This window comes from Streptomyces sp. NPDC050732 (assembly GCF_040654255.1).
In the GTDB taxonomy this organism is placed as follows: domain Bacteria; phylum Actinomycetota; class Actinomycetes; order Streptomycetales; family Streptomycetaceae; genus Streptomyces.
The window spans coordinates 138,106-157,257 of the sequence record NZ_JBFAHP010000018.1 but is presented as its reverse complement, the minus strand read 5'-3'; the positions used below and the strand labels follow the sequence as shown (position 1 = coordinate 157,257).

At 70.0% G+C, this 19,152-nt stretch carries 18 protein-coding genes and 1 rRNA gene; 3 read left to right on the top strand and 16 right to left on the bottom strand.

From position 1 onward, the window contains the following. Nucleotides 1-87: ribosomal RNA gene (gene rrf / locus AB0H82_RS18750) — 5S ribosomal RNA — on the top strand; the annotation flags it as partial. Between the two features lie 78 nt (nt 88-165). On the opposite strand, the gene AB0H82_RS18745 is transcribed toward rrf, so the two are convergent. Genes AB0H82_RS18745 through AB0H82_RS18730 form a run of 4 tightly spaced genes read right to left on the bottom strand, consistent with a single transcriptional unit; the run spans nt 166 to nt 3,835 of the window. Next, entirely contained in the window at nt 166-837 is a 672-nt protein-coding gene (locus tag AB0H82_RS18745) for a response regulator transcription factor (protein ID WP_362994001.1), read from the bottom strand. After that, a complete protein-coding gene (locus AB0H82_RS18740; protein ID WP_362993999.1) occupies nt 834-2,078 on the bottom strand; it encodes a histidine kinase in 1,245 nt (414 codons plus the stop codon). The genes AB0H82_RS18745 and AB0H82_RS18740 overlap by 4 nt, the downstream gene beginning before the upstream one ends. Before the next feature lie 36 nt (nt 2,079-2,114). Further along, the gene (locus AB0H82_RS18735; protein ID WP_362993997.1) at nt 2,115-2,873 is read right to left on the bottom strand and encodes an ABC transporter permease; all 759 of its coding nucleotides are present in this window, start codon (nt 2,871-2,873) and stop codon (nt 2,115-2,117) included. Then, nucleotides 2,870-3,835, bottom strand: a complete 966-nt coding sequence (locus AB0H82_RS18730; protein WP_362993995.1) for an ATP-binding cassette domain-containing protein — start codon at nt 3,833-3,835, stop codon at nt 2,870-2,872. The genes AB0H82_RS18735 and AB0H82_RS18730 overlap by 4 nt, the downstream gene beginning before the upstream one ends. A 137-nt stretch (nt 3,836-3,972) precedes the next feature. On the opposite strand from AB0H82_RS18730, the gene AB0H82_RS18725 reads away from it, so the two are divergent. Then, entirely contained in the window at nt 3,973-4,536 is a 564-nt protein-coding gene (locus tag AB0H82_RS18725; protein ID WP_362993993.1) for an N-acetyltransferase, read from the top strand. 23 nt (nt 4,537-4,559) lie between these two features. On the opposite strand, the gene AB0H82_RS18720 is transcribed toward AB0H82_RS18725, so the two are convergent. The 11 genes from AB0H82_RS18720 to AB0H82_RS18670 form a co-directional block, all read right to left on the bottom strand. After that, nucleotides 4,560-6,167 (bottom strand): type IV secretory system conjugative DNA transfer family protein, encoded by a 1,608-nt coding sequence (locus AB0H82_RS18720; protein WP_362993991.1) that lies wholly within the window; start codon nt 6,165-6,167, stop codon nt 4,560-4,562. Then, nucleotides 6,157-7,557, bottom strand: a complete 1,401-nt coding sequence (locus tag AB0H82_RS18715; RefSeq protein ID WP_362993989.1) for an ATP-binding protein — start codon at nt 7,555-7,557, stop codon at nt 6,157-6,159. Before AB0H82_RS18715 ends, AB0H82_RS18720 begins: the two co-directional genes overlap by 11 nt. Before the next feature lie 80 nt (nt 7,558-7,637). Beyond that, nucleotides 7,638-9,197: an SCO6880 family protein gene (locus AB0H82_RS18710; protein WP_362993987.1), complete on the bottom strand. Its 1,560-nt coding sequence runs from the start codon at nt 9,195-9,197 to the stop codon at nt 7,638-7,640. After that, a complete protein-coding gene (locus tag AB0H82_RS18705) occupies nt 9,194-10,567 on the bottom strand; it encodes a hypothetical protein (protein WP_362993985.1) in 1,374 nt (457 codons plus the stop codon). Before AB0H82_RS18705 ends, AB0H82_RS18710 begins: the two co-directional genes overlap by 4 nt. Beyond that, complete coding sequence (locus AB0H82_RS18700; protein ID WP_362993983.1) at nt 10,557-11,402, bottom strand: hypothetical protein; 846 nt, start codon at nt 11,400-11,402, stop codon at nt 10,557-10,559. Before AB0H82_RS18700 ends, AB0H82_RS18705 begins: the two co-directional genes overlap by 11 nt. Nucleotides 11,403-11,652: 250 nt before the next feature. Beyond that, entirely contained in the window at nt 11,653-11,961 is a 309-nt protein-coding gene (locus tag AB0H82_RS18695; protein ID WP_055570172.1) for a hypothetical protein, read from the bottom strand. Between the two features lie 216 nt (nt 11,962-12,177). After that, on the bottom strand, nt 12,178-13,539 hold the full coding sequence (locus AB0H82_RS18690; protein ID WP_362993981.1) for a hypothetical protein: 1,362 nt from the start codon (nt 13,537-13,539) through the stop codon (nt 12,178-12,180). A 677-nt stretch (nt 13,540-14,216) separates the two neighbouring features. Beyond that, a complete protein-coding gene (locus AB0H82_RS18685) occupies nt 14,217-14,939 on the bottom strand; it encodes a hypothetical protein (RefSeq protein ID WP_362993979.1) in 723 nt (240 codons plus the stop codon). Continuing rightward, nucleotides 14,936-15,622, bottom strand: a complete 687-nt coding sequence (locus tag AB0H82_RS18680) for a hypothetical protein (protein WP_362993978.1) — start codon at nt 15,620-15,622, stop codon at nt 14,936-14,938. Before AB0H82_RS18680 ends, AB0H82_RS18685 begins: the two co-directional genes overlap by 4 nt. A gap of 28 nt (nt 15,623-15,650) precedes the next feature. Then, nucleotides 15,651-16,880 carry a putative T7SS-secreted protein gene (locus tag AB0H82_RS18675; RefSeq protein ID WP_362993976.1) on the bottom strand — a complete coding sequence of 410 codons (1,230 nt, stop codon included), beginning with the start codon at nt 16,878-16,880 and terminating at the stop codon, nt 15,651-15,653. Next, complete coding sequence (locus tag AB0H82_RS18670) at nt 16,877-17,203, bottom strand: hypothetical protein (RefSeq protein WP_362993974.1); 327 nt, start codon at nt 17,201-17,203, stop codon at nt 16,877-16,879. Before AB0H82_RS18670 ends, AB0H82_RS18675 begins: the two co-directional genes overlap by 4 nt. Before the next feature lie 414 nt (nt 17,204-17,617). On the opposite strand from AB0H82_RS18670, the gene AB0H82_RS18665 reads away from it, so the two are divergent. Further along, nucleotides 17,618-18,256: an NAD(P)-binding domain-containing protein gene (locus tag AB0H82_RS18665; RefSeq protein ID WP_362993972.1), complete on the top strand. Its 639-nt coding sequence runs from the start codon at nt 17,618-17,620 to the stop codon at nt 18,254-18,256. 11 nt (nt 18,257-18,267) lie between these two features. On the opposite strand, the gene AB0H82_RS18660 is transcribed toward AB0H82_RS18665, so the two are convergent. Beyond that, a complete protein-coding gene (locus tag AB0H82_RS18660) occupies nt 18,268-18,996 on the bottom strand; it encodes a DUF4232 domain-containing protein (RefSeq protein ID WP_362993970.1) in 729 nt (242 codons plus the stop codon). Between the last annotated feature and the right edge of the window lie 156 nt (nt 18,997-19,152).

Here is a 19,152-nt window from a genome sequence, read left to right as displayed (position 1 = left end):
GGTTACATTCCGAACCCGGAAGCTAAGCCTCATAGCGCCGATGGTACTGCAGGGGGGACCCTGTGGGAGAGTAGGACGCCGCCGAACTCCTTTTGGATGGGAAACCCCCGCACCTTATGGTGCGGGGGTTTTCTGCGTTCAGGGCCATTCAGAGTCGTTTACGGGTCACGACGGGCTCACCAATTTCGTGTCATATGCCAGGATCACCGCCTGCACCCTGTCCCTCGCTCCCGTCTTCGCGAGAATGCGGCCCACGTGGGTTTTCACCGTGGACTCCGCGAGGTGCAGACGGGACGCGATCTCCGCGTTCGTCCACCCCTGGCCTATGACCGTCAGGATTTCGCGTTCCCGGTCCGTGAGTGAGGCCAGGCGCGGATGCTTCGCCGGGTCCGAGGATGCGGAACCGGCCGTCGGCAGCTGGTCCGCGTACGCGTCGAGGAGCCGGCGCGTCAGGCTCGGGGCCACGACCGCGTCGCCCGAGGCGACCGCGCGTATCCCGGAGAGGAGTTCCTCGGGCAGCGCGTCCTTGATGAGGAAGCCGGACGCGCCCGCGCGCAGCCCGTCGTAGGCGTACTCGTCGAGGTCGAACGTCGTGAGGATCAGGACACGGGTGCGGGCGCCCGTCGCGGCGATGCGGCGCGTGGCCTCGATGCCGTCCAGGCCCGGCATGCGGATGTCCATCAGGACGATGTCCGGGTGCAGTTCGGCCGTCATGCGGACCGCTTCGCTGCCGTTGCCGGCCTCTCCCGCCACCGTCATGTCGTCCTGGCTCTCCAGGAGCATGCGGAAACCGAAGCGCTGCATGGGCTGGTCATCGACGATGAGCACGGTCGTCACGGTGTTTCGCTGTCCTTCGGGAGGTGGAGACGGACCCGCCAGCCGCCCGGCGGGTGAGGCAGCGGCCCCGCCTCAAGTGTGCCGTCGTACAACGCCGTTCGCTCGCGCATTCCGGTCAGGCCGCGGCCGCCCCCGGTGCTTGGGCGGCGGCTGCCGTCCGCTCCCGCGCCCGCCCCCACCCCTGTGTCCGTGACCTCCACCCTCACGCCGTCATCGCCGTAGATGACATCGACGGAGGCCTGCGCGCCGGGGCCGGCGTGCTTGAGGGTGTTGGTGAGGGCTTCCTGCACCACGCGGTAGACGGTGAGCTGGCGGCCCGCGGGGACCGCGTCCGCGCGGCCGTGCACCGTGCTGCGCACCGGGAGGCCCGCGGCACGTACGCCGTCGATGAGCCGGCCCAGGTCGGTGAGGGCGGGCTGCGGGGCGAGTTCCGCCGTGGCGGGGGCGTCGTCGCGGAGGACGTCCAGGAGGCGGCGGAGTTCGCCGAGGGCCTGGCGGCTCGTCGTACCGATGGCTTCGAGGGCCTGGGCCGCGCGCTCGGGGGACTTCGCGGCGGCGTACGAACCGCCGTCCGCGAGGCCCGTGATGACGGAGAGGTTGTGGCCGATGATGTCGTGCATCTCCCGCGCGATGCGGGTGCGTTCCGCGGCGGCGGCGAGCTGGGCCTGCTGGTCCCGCTCGACCTCCAGCCGGCGGGCGCGCTCGACGAGGGCCTGGGTGTAATCCTGGCGGGAGCGCACCGCGATGCCGAGGAGAGCGACCATGGCGTACGCCCATACGTACGGGATGATCTGCTGATCCCAGCTGTCCTCCGGATAGCGGAAGCTGCCCACGACGAGCGGTGCCGTCATCATGAGGCCCGCCCGGCCGAGCGTCGGCAGAGGCAGCCGCATCGCGATGTTGAACAGGACGATCATCTGGATCAGCGAGGCCTGGAGCATCGCGCCGGACCAGCTGCTGACCAGGCTCGCGGCCACCATGACGGCGAGGACCGCCATCGGGCGGCGGCGCCGCCACAGCAGCGGCAGCGAGAGCGTGGTGCTGAGCAGGACGACGAGCCAGCCCGGCACGCTCGTGTTCGGCGCGGTGTTGCGCCAGCCGCCACTCGCGTCGACGAGGGCGGCGACCACGAAGAAGCCGGTGACCAGCACGTCCCAGACGAGCGGGCGCCGCCTGTCGAAGGCGCGCACCCGCTGCGTCGAACGCTGGAGGAGCTGGGTGAGGGGATGTGGCTCGGTCACGGCCTCATCCTCGTACAGGAGTTGACGGCGTGGGCGTCATACGTCGCGTCGTTTGAGCAGTACGGATGCCGTGGCGATGACCGCCGCCGACCAGAGGACGAGCGTGACCAGGGCCGTGCCCGGCGCGATGGTGTTCTCGACGCGGGTCACCGAGCCGAGGGCGCTCGCGGCCTGGGCGGGGAAGTACTTCACGGCGGTGTCCACGGCGCTGACCGGCATCATCGTCAGGATCTCGGGCAGGATCAGGACCGCGCCGACGAACGCGCCGATCGCGCCGGGCACCGAGCGGAACAGGGCGCCGAGGCCGAGCGCGACGAGGCTGAGCAGGGTGAGGGCCGCGGCGCTGGTCGCGAGGGCCCCGAGCACGCCGGAGTCGGTGAGGGACAGCTCCTTGTCGGTGCCGGCGAGCCAGATCTGGGCGACGAGGAACGTGACGACGTTCGTCACGAAGCACACCGTGAACGCGACGGCCGTGAAGAGGCCGGCCTTGGACCACAGGACGGGCAGGCGGCTCGGGACGGCCGCGAGCGACGCGCGGATCAGGCCCGTGGAGTACTCGCCCGCGGTGATGAGGATGCCGAGTACGGCGAGGCAGATCTGGGAGAGCTGGGTGCCGAAGAGGGTGAAGACGACGGTGTCGATCTCGGCGTCGTCCCCGTCGTAGGTGGAGCCCATCGTGATGCCGACGGCGATGACGAGCGCGCTCGCGGTGAGCAGCGTGATCCAGGTGGAGCGGAGCGTCCACAGCTTGTGCCACTCCGAGCGGACGATTCCCTTTGCGGTGAGGGCGCTCATGCCGCCGCTCCTTCCGGTCGACGGGTCATAGGCAGCTGTGGGGCCGGGCCCGTCGGGGTGACGTACTCGACCGAGTCGCGGGTGAGGTCCATGAACGCCTGCTCCAATGAGGCGGTCTGGGGGGTCAGTTCGTAGAGCGGGATGCCGTGGGCGGCGGCGGTGCGGCCGATGTGTGCGGCGTCCGTGCCGCGCACGTCGAGGGTGCCGGGCGCGTCACCGGAGATCCGCACGCCGGGGCCCGCGAGCAGCTCGGTCAGCCGGCCGGCCTCCGGGGTGACGACCTTGACGGCGCCGGTGCCCGACTCGCGTACGAAGCGTTCGACGGTGGTGTCGGCGAGGAGCCTGCCGCGGCCGATGATGACGAGGTGTTCGGCGGTCAGCGCCATCTCGCTCATCAGGTGGGAGGAGACGAGGACTGTACGGCCCTCGGCCGCCAGGGACTTGAGGAGGTTGCGGATCCACAGGACGCCCTCGGGGTCGAGGCCGTTGACCGGCTCGTCGAGGATGACCGTGGCCGGGTCGCCGAGCAGGGCCGCCGCGATGCCGAGGCGCTGGCCCATGCCGAGCGAGAAGCCCTTGACGCGCTTGCGGGCGACTTCGTGGATGCCGGCCAGTTCGAGGACCGTGTCGACGCGGCTCTTCGGGATGGAGTGGGTGTGGGCGAGCGCCATGAGGTGGTGGTAGGCGGAGCGGCCCGGGTGGACGGAGCGTGCTTCGAGGAGTGCGCCCACTTCGTGCAGGGGCGCGGGGTGGGCGGCGTAGGCGCGGTCGCCGATGGTGGCGCGGCCGCGGGTCGGGGTGTCGAGGCCGAGGAGCATCCGCATGGTGGTGGACTTGCCCGCGCCGTTGGGGCCGAGGAAGCCGGTGACGGTGCCCGGATGGACCTCGAAACTGAGGTCGTCGACGGCCTTCTTGGCGGGCCTGCCGCCATAGTGCTTGGTGAGTCCGTATGCCCTGATCATGTCTTCGATGCTGCCGTTCGCGGGGCCGCGGATCGTCGGACCGGGGGCGGGGAGCGCGGGCCTGGGGTAGTACCCGGGTACGACGGCGACCCCGAGGCAGCCTCGGGGCTCCGGGGCCGCCGACTTAGGATCACCGCATGGAACAGGAGCGCGTGTACGTCGTACGAGCCGTCCGTGCCGAAGAGTGGCCGCAGGTCAGGGAGTTGCGGCTGGCGGCGCTGCGGGATGCGGCGGCGCCGGTCGCCTTTCTGGAGACGTACGAGGACGCCGCCGCGAAACCGGACGCGTTCTGGCAGGAGCGGGCGGCGGGGGCCGCGCGCGGGGAGCACGTCCGGCAGTTCGTCGCGGAGGGACCGCACGGCGTCTGGGCGGGGTCGGTGACCGTGCTGGTCGAGGAGGCCGGGGCGGACGACGTCTTCGGCGGGGTGATCGAGCGGCGGCAGGCGCATCTCGTGGCGGTCTACGTGCGGCCCGAGCACCGGGGGCGCGGCCGCGGTGTGACGGACGCGCTGTTCGAGGCGGCTGTCGGGTGGGCGTGGTCGCTGGAGGGACTCGATCGGGTGCGGCTGTACGTCCACGAGGACAATCCGCGGGCGCAGGCGTTCTACCGGCGGTTCGGTTTCGTACGCAGCGGAGGGGTCGTCCCGGTGCCGGGCGACCCCACCGCGCGGGAGTTCGAGCTGGTGCTGGAGCGGTCTTGAGGGCGGGTGGCCTCGGGGGCGGGCTACTGGACCGGCAGTTCGCTGTCCGGCCAGCGGGATCTGCCCTGCTCCCGCGACCGGAGCAGAGCCAGGGTCGGCAGACCCCGGTCCGCCCCGGTGGAGAGCAGCTCCGGCAGCTGGGGCAGCGGAGCCACCGCGGCGACGTCGTCCAGGACGAGCGTCATTGGTGGGTCGAGCCGACCGGAGGATGACCGTGCGGCCATGCGCCGGCCGTGCTCGACCACGCTGGAGGCGAGTGCCGTCAACAGAGGCATGGCACCCGGGCCTTGGTGGGACTTGGGATCCTCGATCGCCTCTCCCACCACAAAAAGCGTGCCCCCTTCATCGACAAAAGAATCCAGGGAGAGCGCATCAGTTCGGTTTGGTGTGCAGGACTCGCGCAGGTGCACCGTGAACAGCGCGGACAGGGCGCGCGCGGTCAACTCCTGCGCGATGTCGCGGCGTTCCGGGTGCGCGGTGAGGGCGGCCTCCAGCTCACCGGCGGTGCCGGACGCGGCCTTGGGGTGGGTACGGAGGATGCGTACCGCCTCCTGGACCTGGGTGCCCTGCGCCCAGCGGTGCACGACCTTCATCGGCTTGTCGGCCACCGCGGCGGCGTGCAGGAAGCTGCGCATCAGCGTCTGAGCCGTGTCCGCGACGGCCATGTCCAGCTTCGCGACCGGCCTTATCGGGGCGAGGAGCGCGGTGGCGCGGTCGTTCGCCGTCGCCCTGTCCTGGCAGCCGGAGGTGGGGGACCAGTGGAGGCGGGCCGGGGTGTCGCAGAGGTGGGAGGGGTCGTAGAGCAGGACGGGCCCGAGCTTGGCCCGGGCGTCCTTCGTCTCCGCCCACAGGGTGGGGTCGGAGGTCAGGACCAGGGCCGCGCCCTCGGCATCCCGGACGGCCTGCACGGCGAGGGGGCGGCGGGTCGTGGGGCCGCCCAGGAACAGGGGGGAGCGGGGGGTGGGGACGGGGGGTGTCGGCGGGGCGATGTCCCCCGTGCCTCCGGCGTGCGGGTCTCTGTTGTGCAGGTCTCCGTTGTGCGTGCCCTGCACCGGGGTGCGGGTTTCCTCGCCTCCGGCGAGGGGGTCTCCGTTGTGCGTGCCCGGGGCCGGGGTGTGGGTCTCCGCGCCTTCGGCGCGGTTTTCCCACCCACCCGCCCTTTCCGGCATACCGGCACCCCCGCCACGCTGCACGGGAGCAGGGCCGGGCGCCGCCTCCGCAGCCCCGGCGCCACCAACACTCCCGGCCCCCGGCCCCTCCCGCTGAGCCTTCCGTACCGCTTTCCACCGCGTCACCGTCCCCAGCACGAAGACGGTCAGCACGATGAGGATCATCAGCTGGCCGATGAACAGGCCCCAGAACAGGCCGTAGCCCGAAAGCTGGTCCGGTGGGGTCTCGGGCCAGGCGCCCGCCACGTCGTCCGGCCTGCCGATCAGGTGGCGTACGGCCGGTGGCGTGTGGCCGAAGGAGACCTTCTCCGGCCAGGAGCCGTGCGCGAAGCGGCCCGCGAGGTTCGTGGCCGACCAGACGAGCACCGTGGCGCCGATCAACAGGCCGAGGAAGCCCACCAACAGGCCGTCCGGAACGCCCCGTTCGGGGCGTCTGCGACGGTCCTCCCACTCATCCCGCATGCTGCTCCATGTACGCCGCCCGCTGCTCCGCCTCCAGCTCGGCCGCCCGCAGCGCGTCGTCGGCCGGTGTGTCGTCGGAGAGGTCGGCCGACGATTCGGTCATGGCGCGGTCGGTGAAGACCAGCGGCCGTTCCGTCTCGGTGATCAGGTGTTTGACGACCTGGACGTTGCCGTTGACGTCCCAGACCGCGATGCCGGGGGTGAGGGTCGGAATGATCTCCACCGCCCACCTGGGCAGCCCGAGGACCCGGCCCGTCGCCCGCGCCTCGTCGGCCTTCTGGGCGTAGATGGTCCGTGTGGAGGCCATCTTCAGGATCGCCGCGGCCTCCTTCGCCGCCGCGCCGTCCACCACGTCGCTCAGGTGGTGCACCACCGCCACGAACGACAGGCCGAGCCGCCGCCCGAACTTCAGCAGCCGCTGGAACAGCTGAGCGACGAAGGGCGAGTTGATGATGTGCCACGCCTCCTCCACCAGGAAGATGCGCTTCTTGCGGTCGGGCCGGATCCACGTGTGTTCGAGCCAGACGCCGACGATCGCCATCAGGATCGGCATGGCGATGGAGTTCCGGTCGATGTGGGAGAGGTCGAAGACGGTCAGGGGCGCGTCGAGGTCGACGCCGACCGTCGTCGGGCCGTCGAACATGCCCCGCAGGTCACCGTCGACCAGCCGGTCGAGGACCAGCGCCACGTCCAGACCCCACGCCCGTACGTCGTCTATGGCCACGTTCATGGCCTCGGCGGACTCGGGCTCCGGGTGGCGCAGCTGCTCGACGATGTCCGTCAGGACGGGCTGCCGGTCGACGATGGTCTCGTTCACGTACGCGTGCGCGACCTTGAGGGCGAAGCCCGACCGCTCGTCGAGCCCGTGCCCCATGGCGACCTCGATGATCGTCCGGAGCAGCGCGAGCTGGCCCGTGGTCGTGATCGCGGGGTCGAGCGGGTTCAGCCGGATCCCCATGTCGAGGGCGGCCGTCGGGTCGAGCCGGATGGGAGTTATCCCCAGCTCCTGCGCGATGAGGTTCCACTCGCCGACGCCGTCCTCGCCCTGCGCGTCGAGGACCACGACCTGGCGGTCCTTGAAGCGCAGCTGCCGCAGCACGTACGTCTTCTCCAGCGCCGACTTGCCGTTGCCGGACTCGCCGAGCACCAGCCAGTGCGGAGCCGGCAGCTGCTGCCCGTACAGCTGGAAGGGGTCGTAGATGTACCCCTTGCCGGAGTACACCTCGCGCCCGATGATCACGCCGGAGTCGCCGAGGCCCGGCGCGGCCGTCGGGAGGTAGACCGCCTGGGCCTGCCCCGTCGACGTGCGCACCGGAAGCCTGGTCGTCTCCACCTTCCCGAAGAGGAAGGAGGTGAAGGCGTCCGTGAGGACGGTCAGCGGATCCCGCATCACAACAGCCTGCCTCTACGTCGATACCGTCTGGCGCAATTCACGCTTGCGCTCGTTGCGCCCGTTGCGCGTGCTGCGATCTAGCGTCGGATGCCGGTCGCGAACGGCAGCGTGTTGACGAAGGCCCTGTGGTGCTCGCGGTCGCACCACTCCAGCTTGAGATACGACTTGCCGGCGGAGGCGCGGATGGTGCGCTTGTCGCGCGCGAGCGCCTCCGGGGAACGGGACGAGACCGTGATGTACCCGACGAGGTTCACGCCCGCCGCGCCGCTCGCCAGGTCCTCGCCGCGCTGGTCGAGGCGGGAGTGGGAGGCGACGTCGCGGGGGTCGACCGTGCGGTTCATCTTGGCCTGGCGGCTGGCCTCGGCCTCGTCGTTGGTCTTCTCGGTCAGCATCCGCTCGATGGCGACCTCGGTGGGTTCGAGGTCCATCGTCACGGCCACCGTGCGGATGACGTCCGGGGTGTGGACGAGCAGCGGCGCGAGGAAGTTGACGCCGACGGGCGTCATCGGCCACTCCTTCACCCAGGCCGTGGCGTGGCACCAGGGGGCGCGGGTGGAGGACTCGCGGGTCTTCGCCTGGAGGTAGGTGGCCTCCATGGCGTCGAGCTCGGCGGGCCAGGCGTTGCGCTTCGTCATCGCCTGGATGTGGTCGATGGGGTGGTCCGGGTCGTACATGGAGTGGACCAGGGAGGCGAGGCGGCCCTGGCCGAGCGGCTGCCGCACACGGATGTCGGCCTCCTGGAGCCGCGAGCAGATGTCGGTCAGCTCGCGGGCCATGACGACGGCGAGCCCGGCGTCCTTGTCGAGCTTGCGGCCGCCGACCGGGCGGGCCGCGCGGGCCATCGCCTGGGCCTCGGCGGCCAGGTCGCGGGAGTAGTGCATGCAGGCGACGAGGTAGGCGCGGTGCTGCTCGCTGCTGGTCGACACCATCGACTGCAACTGGTCGTACGACTGCTTGAGCCAGGGCAGCGCGCGGTCGTCGCCGCGCTGGCTGACGTCCTTGGCGTGCGCGTCCGGGTCGGCGGGCAGCGTACGGGCCAGCATCTGCAGGCGGGTCACGAACCCGTCGCCGTTCGCGACGTGCTTGAGGAGCGTGCCGAAGCGGTCGACGAGGGCCTCCTGGTCCTCGCTGTCGCGCAGGCCCACGCCCGGCCCCTCGATCTCGATGGCGGCGGTGACGGTCCTGCGGTCCGCGTGCAGCAGCACGGCGATCTCGTCGGGCCCGAAGGGCGCCGCCAGCCAGCTGATGCGGCCGATGCCGGGCGGCGGCCCGACCTCGACCTCCCTTCCGTCGAGGCGGATGCCCGCCTCGGGGGCGGCGGAGCGGTAGGCGGTCCCCCGCTTGAGGGAACGCTTGTAACTGCGATTGATCTCGTACCACTTGTAGAACGTCCGGCCCTTGTACGGGACGTACACCGCCGCGATGGCGAGCATCGGGAGGCCGGTGAGCAGCACGATGCGCAGGGAGAGGACGGGGACGAGGAGCCCGCACATCATGCCGAGGAACGCCCCCACGATGATGAGGGCGATCTCCCCGGTCTCGCGGTTCTTGCCGACGATCGCGTTCGGCCGGGCGCGGCCGATCAGATATGTGCGGCGGGGCGCGACCGGCTGGGACACGTGGGACTGGGTCGTCAACGCCCTTCACCTCCCGTGCGGTTGGTACTGCTGGTGCGGGCACCGCCGCGGTTGCCCGCGTGCGGCGTGTTCGTGGCGCTGCTGCTGCGCGGCGCGGGTGCGGCGGAGGGGACGGATCCGCCGCCGGAGCCGTGGCCGGAGCCTTGGCCGGAGCCGCGGCCGCTGTGGGCGGCGACGCCGCCGCTGGCGGGGTTGGCGGGTCGCGCCTGGCTGTTGCCGCCGCCTTGGTTGCCGCCGCCGCTGTTCCCGTTCCCGCGGGCACTGTGGGTCTTGATGCCCTGCGAGACGAGGGAGGCGGGGGAGCTGATCACGGCGGCGGCCTTGTTCTCGGCGCCGCGCATGATGCGGTTGTTGCGGGAGCCCGCGATCTCGTCGCCGAAGCCCGGGACGAAACGGTAGATCATGGCGCTCGCGAAGATGGCGAGCAGGATGATCGAGAGCCCGGAGACGACCGCGGAGAAGGAGTCCGGCCCGTCTTCGGCGGAGAGCGCTCCGGCGAGACCGAGCACGATGACGATGATCGGTTTGACGAGGATGACGGCGATCATGATGCCCGCCCAGCGGCGGACGTGGGACCACAGGTTCTTGTCGACGAGACCCGCGTACACGACGGTGCCGAGGAGCGCTCCTACGTAGAGGAGCGCCGCCCTGATCACCAGCTCCAGCCAGAGGACGCCCGCGGCGAGGATCGACACGAGCGAGACGACGATCAGCATGATCGGGCCGCCGCCGATGTCCTCGCCCTTCTTCAGCGCACCGGAGAAGTTCCCGAAGAAGGTGTCCGTCTCACCGCCCGTCGCCTTCGCGATCACGTCCGTGACGCCGTCCGTCGCCGAGACGACGGTGTACAGGATCAGCGGTGTGAAGGCGGAGGCGAGCACGGTGAGCCACAGGAACCCGATGGCCTCGGAGATCGCGGTGGTCAACGGCACGCCGCGCACGGCCCGCTTGGCGACCGCGAGCAGCCACAGGAGCAGCGTCAGGATGGTCGACGCGGCGAACACCACGGCGTACTGCTGCAGGAACGTGGGGTTCGTGAAGTCGACGTTCGCCGTCTCCTTCACGGCGTCGGACAACTTGTCGACGGTCCAGGAGGCGGCTTCGGCACAGCCCTTGGCCAGGGAGCTGAGGGGGTCGAGGGTGTCGCCCAGGGGGTTGTCGGTGGGGTATTTGTCGTCGCCGGTGTCTTCGGCTTTCTGGCCTTTTTCGCAGTATTTTTTGGCGGGGCCACGGATGAGATCGCAGGCGTCGTCGGAAGGCTGAGGGTCCGGAGCTGCGAAGGCACGGGTGGCCACCAGCACGGCCGCGGTCTGCACGGTGGTGATGGCAGCGGCCAGGGTGAGTGTGCGGCGACGGGTGCTACCGGGCATAGGTGAACCCTCCGAACTGCTCCACTGCCTTCGCCATGTCATCAGCGGTGGATGCCCGCTGGTCGCGCCCGACCGGTACCGGACCGTCCTTCTGCCGGAAATCGGCGACCTTCCAGTCGCCGTCGACCCACCGCAGCTCATAGCTGTTGGTGAACCAGCTCTCGGACACGGGGTTCTTGGCGTTCTCGCCCGCGAGACCGAACAGGGACGAGTACCAGATCTCGACGGTCGCGCTGTCACCGCTGTACTTGGTGGTCTTGGTGCCCACCGGGATGATGCGCGAGACGAACGTGGTGCCCTTGGGCGCGGAGCCGTCGGGGCCCAGGCCGATGCTCGTCAGGAACTTCTCGCCGGAGTACACCTTGTCCAGGGCGGCCCGACGTTTTGTGGCCTGGTCCGGCGTGTAGACGGTGTCCACGATGCCGTGCCGCAGGTCCTTGGAGAACATGTCGGCCGAGCCGAGGGCGACCGCGTAATTCGCCGCGGCGCTCTGCGCTCCCTGCTCGTCATGCGCGAACCCCGAAGGGATGCCCCCACTCTTGCTCCCGACCGGCTTCTCCCCCGTAGGGGCCGTCGACGCCGCGTCCGGCTTCTTCGCGTCGGTGCCCGTCGACGAGGTCTCGTCCCCTCCCCGGTTCGCGAAGGCGATCGCCGCGATCAGGAGGACCACGACGCCCACGACCGTGACGAGGCTGCGCGGGGACGTCCGTCCGGCGCGGGAGGATCTGCGCGCGCCGTAGACGTCGTCGCCCCCGCCCTCCCCCTCGGGAAGCCGCGTCCGGGTCTCCCCCGAGCCGCCGAAGAGGCCGTCGTCCCGCTCGTCGTCGAGGCTCATGCCGAGTACGCCCCCTCAACCTCTCGCTGGACCGTCACGTAGGACACGTATGACGGTAGCCCTGCTGGTTCCCGCGCGGGCGCGGTGTGGTGACTCGACATCAGGGAGTTGCTACCTCAGCCGGTGGGCACGACGGACGGGTGGGGGAGAAGGGGGACAGGGAGAGGGGGACGGGTGGGGGAGAAGGGGGACGTGGGGGAGGGGACGTGGGGACGTGGGAGGGAACGGCGGAGGCGAGCGCGTGGGACCGCTAGACCGCCATGCCGTAGACGATCGTGAACAGTGTGCCCAGCGATCCGATGATGAAGACGCCGGTCAGCCCCGCGATGATCAGACCCTTGCCCTGCTCGGCGCTGAACGTGTCGCGCAGCGCCGTCGCGCCGATGCGCTGCTTCGCCGCGCCCCAGATCGCAATGCCGAGACAGAGGAGGATGGCGATCGCCATCACGACCTCGATCATCACGCGTGCCTCGTTGCCCAGGCTCCCGAAGGGACCCCAGTCGGGGGCGATCCCGCCGATGATGGTGGTGATATCGCCCTTTTCGGCTGCCATAAGCATGTGTAACTCACCGCCCCTAGTGGGTTGTTCTGCCACCTCTGCCCACCTCGGTGCAGAGGACAGCTCATTGTCGCCGACAAACGGGCCAGCGCATGTCGACTTGGCGCCATTCGTTGGCTGACTTCGTACGGTTCCTCGGACGCGAGGTCTGGTGACTCTGTGTATCACGCGGTACGACGCCGGGCAATGACGGCCCGGCGTGCCCCTGACCAGGTCTTAAGTAGGCCCGAGCCCGGCGGTGCCGCGGGTTACGAAGGAGCAGTCGGTGTAGCGGTAGGCGGTGCTGAGCTTCGCACCGTCGGCTCGATTGCGTACGGTGGCCCGCTTGTAGAGGAAGTGGTACTCGCCGGCGGGCAGCCGGAGCGTGGTCGTGGGGTACTTCCCGACACCGGCCCGGCAGGCCGCGTCGCCCTGGGATTTGGTGGCGTAGACGCGGCACGACGGGCAGTCCTTGAGGTTGACGGTGCCGGTGGTGGGGCCGGTGTAGAGGACCTCCAGATCGCCGGGTCCGAGGTTGGCGACGACCAGTTCGACCGTGCTGCTGGAGGAGCGGGTAGGGGGCAGGCTGCGGCCCGCGCTCGGGCGTTCGACGGCGATCTCCGCGCGGACGGCGATGTCCTTGGCACGGTCGCGCTTGTCGTTGCCGGGGTACTGCCGGGCGAAGTCGTTGAGGGTCTTGGCGGCCTGCGCGAAGTCGGCGTCCTTGAACTCGTCCACACCGCAGGCGTAGACACCGCGTTCCACGGCGCGGTCGGTGGCGGCGCGCAGCGGCGCGGCGTCGACCTCGTCGCCGGGCAGCGCGTCGGCGGTCGCGCCGAGGGCGCGGAGCTCGACGACGTCCGGGCACGGGTCGGAGCCCTTGAGCGCGGCCGACCGGGTGTCGATGGCGGCGCGCAGGGCGGGCCCGACCTTCGCGGCCTGGTCCGACTCGGGGAACGTGCGGAGGAGTTCGCTCAGCGGTTCGTTGGCGTCGGCACGGCCGAGGGCGGCGGCCCCGCACTCGTAGAGGGAAGTGGCGAGCCGGTCGTCCGGCCAGGTGCGGAGGGAGCCGAGACGGTCCCTGGCGGCGGCGCCGAGGGTGTCGGGCACGGTCCGCAGGTGTTTGAGGGGGGTGACGGCGTCGCAGTAGCGCTCGGCGGCGTAGGGGGCGGCGACGGACTTGTAGTACGCGTCGAGGCTGCCGGGCAGGCGGTCCGCGGCCTTCGACCCCGCGTGGTCCTCGGCGAGGCCGCGGTATATGCCCAGGGCTCTCCTGTACCGCTCCTCCGTCGTGCCGCCGAAGGGGCGGCCGTCGAGGCCCGCGACGATGCGGTCGGCGTCGGCGAGGCGGTCGAGCAGCATCTCTTCGACCGCCTCGTCGCGCGCGGCCTCATACGCGAAGGCACCGCCGACGGGCACGGCCAGCAGGACGACGCCGAGTCCGACGGCGAGGGGCGCGCGCAGGGGCCGCCTGAACCCGGCCCCTTCACGCGCCCGTACGGCACGACGCGCCCCGTCGACCGCCACGACCACCAGAAAGACCACGTACCCGATCACGACGCCGCCGGGAACGCCGTCCACGTCGGCGGGAAGCGCCACGAACAGCAGCGCGGCGGTCGCGGCCCAACAGAGCGCGGCCGGCAGCCATCGCTTCAGCAGGACATAGCCGAGACCGAGACCGCTGAGGTTGAGGAGGGCTGTGGGGAGGGGGTGGAGGGGGTTGGAGGGTGGGGCTGATGGGGGTGATGGGGCTGATGGGGGTGATGGGGGCGGTCCTGCGGGGAGTGGCGGCGGTTGGTAGGTGGCGTGGGTGGTGGGCGCTCCTGCGGTGGGCGCTCCCACGGGGAGAAGCGGTGGCGGGGCTGTGGGAGGCGGGGGCGGCGGGATGGCGGGTGGCGGCCCGAACTGCCCTCCCTGCGGGGCTCCGGGCCGGTTTCCTGGCGGGGCCCCGGCCTGGCCGTGCTGCGGTGCGCCGGCTTGGCCGTCCTGCGGGGCCCCGGCCTGGCCCTCCTGCGGTGCGCCGGCTTGGCCGTCCTGCGGGGCGCCGGCTTGGCCGTCCTGCGGGTCTCCACCCTGGCCGACCTGCGGTGCGCCGCCCCGGCCCTGCTGCGGTGCGCCGGCCCGGCCCTCCTGCGGTGCTCCGGGCATTCCGTCGCCGTCGCCCGGTACCGCGTCGTGCTTGTCCCCAGGTTGCATCTCCGGCTCCCCCCAGCCGCCGCATGCAGGGCGATGTATTGCGCCCAATTCCCCCACGGTCGGGGAAAGTCGGACAGCCGTCAACCGCGCGTGGGCCGACTGCCACCGTCCGCTTTGGTGAGCGCCTGCATTTCGAGGAGGGGGTCCTCGAAGCTGACGTTCTCGGCGATCTGGTGCAACAAGCTGCGGTACTCCGCGCGCCGGCGTACGGCGGTGGTGCCGAGGGCGAGCACCACCAGGCGCTTGCCGTCTGGGTGCGGGAGATGGGCGAAGACCTGGAGCACGGGGTCCTGGGGGAGGCCGGAGTCGTCGTTCAGGGTGCGGACGGTCTCGCTGAAGGACGCGGGACCGCAGGCAAGTTCGAGGTACTCGATGTTCGTGTGGCCCTCGGCGCCCGCGACGGCCCGGGCCGCGGTGACGGCGGGGGCGGCGGGGGCGATGTCTCGCCAGGACACGGTGAAGAGGGAGAACAGGAGCCCGCCGCTGGTCTCGCCCTTGCCGGGGGTGGAGATGTCGTCGCGGTGCAGGCCGATGGCGCAGCGGGTGGTGCCGACCTCGGCCAGGGCGGCCAGCAGACGTTGTCCCTGCCCAAGGTGGGCCAGGAACTGCTGGCAGGCGAGGTCGCCGTTAAGGGAGTCCAGGACGGGGGCGAGGGCCTCGCGCAGCGCCTCGGATCCGGGGGAGGCCGGCGGATGCAACAACGTACGGAAGGGGATCGTGGTGAACCCCTCAGGCTGGGCGAACCACATGTCGGCGTCAGGGTTGTGCGCCGACTCGTCGAGAATGAACCTGGGCGTGGTCACAGGGTCTTCTCTTTCGGCCTGCGCGGATCGGCGTAGGGGGTGAACCCGGCTTGGTGTCCGCGATCCATGTCCTCGGCTGTGGCACCCCACTCGGTGGTGAGGGCGTGATCGGCCCCGGCAAGACGCTGCCGGAGGATCTTGAAGTGGTGAGGAGCCCGACCGTTCGGTGTAGGCGCGGCGAGGATGCCGATCATGCGCGGATCGCCGGCGAACCAGATGGTCTCGATCCGGGATTTCAACTGTGGCTTGGCGCGCGGACCCATTCTTCTGCTCCACCATTCCACGCGGAGGTGGTTGGAGATGACGAGCGGAAGTTGCTGCTGTCGGTCGGCGGGGTTCGGGAACTCGAACCAGCCGTGCTGATCACCCTGAATATCGGGATAGATGTTCAGGCCGTGCGGCACTCCTCGGAGTACCTGCCACGGGTACGTGCGCAGGATGCGGAGCATACGCATGGCGTCGGGGAAGTAGCCGAATACCTGGACGAACAGTCGCCAAGTGCCGTAGATGGTGTACGGGATGAAGACCCACAACACCAGGCTCTGATCGACGGGGATGACGATGAGTGCGATCCATACACCGACCCATCCGATGAGCCCGGCCACATTCCTGACCATGAGCAGGACCCAGGCGCGTCGTGTCGGTGGATGCTGCCATGCAGTGGGGTAGTCGGCAGGGTTCATCGGGTCACGTCTTTCTGGATGGGAGAGGTTAGGAGAAGGCGAAACGTGCGATGGTCGGGACGCCCGGCAAGTCGAGAAGAAGGCGCCCGCCGTCGACCTTGGTCGATGCCTCGGACCTTTTCTCGTCGTCATCGATGAGTCCGTAGCCGGCGGTCATGATGCCCATGGCTCCCGACGTGACAGACACGTTCGTAGCTGCTGTGTCGCTGGTAACCACTGCGTTGACCAGTGGGTTTCCAAGCTGGGCGATGTCCTTGCCCGCATCCAGGGTGTGTGTGCCGTATGTGGCCAGCTTCTGTCCGAGACTCATGGCCTCGGCTCCTGATCGCACCGCCTGCGTAGCGGCGCGACCACCCTTCACGGCAGCCCCGAGTCCGGGAACCATTCCTACGGCGTCGGCTCCGACCGAAACGAGATTACCGAAGAAGTCGGCGTCGAACTCGCCCTTCGTGAAGCCATCCTTCAGCGACTCCCACACGACTGGATCAGTCACTCGAAGGCCCAGCGCCACACCGCTCATAGCCGATGCCGCCAGCATCAGCGCAGCCGCCACTCCGAGCCCTAGAGGACCGGTGGCAATGATCGCCGCCAAAGCGAGAACCCCCGCGATGGCGCTGAGAATATCCGGCAGATTCTCCTTGACCCACTCACACGCCTTCTCGAACCACCCCGGCTCATGCGGCGCCAGCTTGTCCGTCGCGTCGCGGATCTTTTCCGCGCGGTACTTCGACCGTTCCTCGTGCTCGCTCTGCAGACTCCGCGCCCTGCCCAGAATCCGGTCGAGCTCCGCTTGCGCGTCCTCGACCTTCCCGTCGGCGAGTTTCAGGGCCTTCTTCGCGTCGTCCTGCTTCTTGCCCTTCTTGTCCAGGTCGGGGTCGCCGCCAACGGTGTCGGCGTGGCCCTTCGCGGCCTTCAGCGCCTCCCGGGCGTCCTTGGCCTTCCTGTTCAGCTCCCTCGCCCGGCGCTGGAAGTCGTCGAGGTCGCCTTCCCAGCGTTCCAGCTGCTTGGCGGCCTTCTCGATGGAGCGCGCGGCGTTCTTGAGGTTGAGGGAGAGCGGCCCCTCATCGATGGTCTCGCGGAAGGCTACGGCCGCGTCACCTTCCCAGTAACTGCCGTCCATCAGCTTGGTGACCACCTTGCGGGTGTCACGGAGGACGGTGACGCAGCTGTCCAGCTTCTTGTGCAGGGCCTTTACGGTGTCGCAGTCGCCGGGGGTGGGGTCGAAGCCGAGGTCCGGGTAGTTCGCGGCGCTCGTCACTTCGGGATCTCCACCGTGTCGTCCTTGGTCTTGCCGGCCTTGTTCATGGCTTTTGTCAGCGCCTCTTCGACTTCCATGAAGGCGTTCTTGTTCTGCTCGATGATTTTGGAGAGGTCCTCCGTCTGCTCACCGATCTGCTCCGCGCCGTACTTCCAGTCCTCTTGGAAGTCCTCACAGGCCTTGTCGAGCACGTCCGTCCCGAGGCCGCCGACCGTCGCGTCGGCGAGGGCGCCGCGCAGGCCCTTCAAGGACGTGACGGACCCGTCGAGCAGCTTCATGAACTGTTCGAGTTCGACCGCGTCCACTCTGAGCTTCTCGGCCACTGCTGTTCCGCCTTCGTTCGGTCGCTTGCCGTCTCGGGCTCGATGTCCATCGTGACGTCAGCGGGAGACGAGGAACGGAGCTTCGGCCGGATTCGCACGAGCGTTCTTCGCGGTGGAGGATTCCGCTGTTGTTGCCGTTGCCCTCGCTGTCCTCGCTGCGCGGCTGCGGCCGATGAACGGAGACGGTCGACGCTATCTATGAGGCGCCTTGTTTCGCTAGTGCGAAGTTTCCGGTACATGCGGTGGAACCTGGAGGTATCGGGCGGCAGGGCAAAGACGTGGGCGCGTGGGTCCAGGCGTGGGGCCAGGCAGAGTCCAGACGTGGCCCGGCTTCAGGACTACGTCGGTGGGCCCATGCGGAGTAGAGCCCGGGACCGATTCCCTCGCCCGGCGTGGGCGCTTAGCGTCCTGGCCATGAGAATCGGACTCGTGGGAACCGGAAATGTGGCACGTGCGCTGGCGACCGGCTGGAGCAGGGCGGGGCACGACGTCGTACTCGGATCGCGCTCACCGAAGGAGCGGGCAGAAGCGGCCGAGCTGAAGGGGTTCACGCTGGTCGGGGTCGCTGAGGCGGGCGCGCATGGTGAGGTGGTGGTCAACGCCACGCCCGGCACCGCGTCCGTTGACGTCCTGAAGGTGATCGACGCGGCCGACCTCGCCGGGAAGGTGCTGGTCGACATCGGCGTCGGCTTCACCGAGGGCGGGGACCTCTCGCACCCCAACTACAGCCTCGGCGAGGAGATTCAGGCGGCGTTCCCGGAGGCGCGGGTGGTCAAGACGCTCGCCACCGTGGACGCCGTCGTGATGACGTCCCCGGAGAGCCTGGAGGGGCCCGCCACGATCTTCCTGTCGGGTGACGACGACGCCGCCAAGACGGTCACGAAGGGGCTCCTCACCGACCTGGGATGGCCCGATGCCTCCCAGTTGGACCTGGGAGGCATCGGGACCGCGCGCGGACAGGAACACTTCGCGCTGCTGTTCGTGGGTGTGGCGCAGGCGATCGGGTCGTACGAGTTCGGGATCAGGGTCGTGCCGCAGGGGACCGTCGCGTAGGGCGGATCGGGTCAGCCCGCCGGGGAGTCGCTGACCTTGCCGACCGGGCCGATGGCCGGCTTCGCGCCCCCGGAGGGAGCGTCGGGGTTGGCCACCGGGAGGGAACCGGCGGGCCAGGCGATGGTGACCGTCTTCGTCTCGTTCGGCGGCGTCACCAGGATCTTGGAGATGCGTACGCCGGAGCCGCCGCTGTTGTTGACCGGGAACGTGATGTTGAAGGCGGCGGACTCGCCGTCCTTGATGACCGCGGGGGTGGCCTTCTCGCCGTTGCGGCTCACGGACAGCGTGTCGCCCGAGGACGCCTTGAGGTCGACGCCCGCGTAGCCGTTGATGGTGCAGTCGCGTCCGCCGCCGTTCTTGAACACGACGGTGACGACACCCTCCGTCTTGTCGGTGGAGTTGTCGATGGCGGACACCTCCAGCTCGTCGCTGCGGCAGATGCCGGTCTTGCCGTTCTCGTCGGAGCCGGTGCCCGCGACGGTGCCTTCGCCGCCCCCCTTGCCGCCGGTGCTGTTGCCGGTGCTGCCGCCCGCGCCGTTGTCGGACGAGGCGCCTCCGGTGCCCTGGTCCGAGCCGCCGCCCGCACCGCCGTTCCCGCCGCCCGCCGGGGCGCTGGACGCGGAGTCCGCGGGCGCCGCGTCCGGGCTTGCGGTGTCGTCGCCGTTGCACGCGCTCAGGCCAAGCGTGCTGATCAGCGCGAGGCCGGCGAGGAGCGTCTTGGTGGCGTGCGTGTGCTTCATGAGGGTCCCCGTGAGGTGTGGTGTGGTGTGGAGTGATGTGAGGTGTGTCGTGGGGCGTCCGAGGCTGTGTCGTCCGGCCTGGTGAACAGCGAAGCGGGTGCCGTCGGGGCGGGGCAAGGAGTGCCGGACGATCAGGGACGCTGGAACGCTCCTACG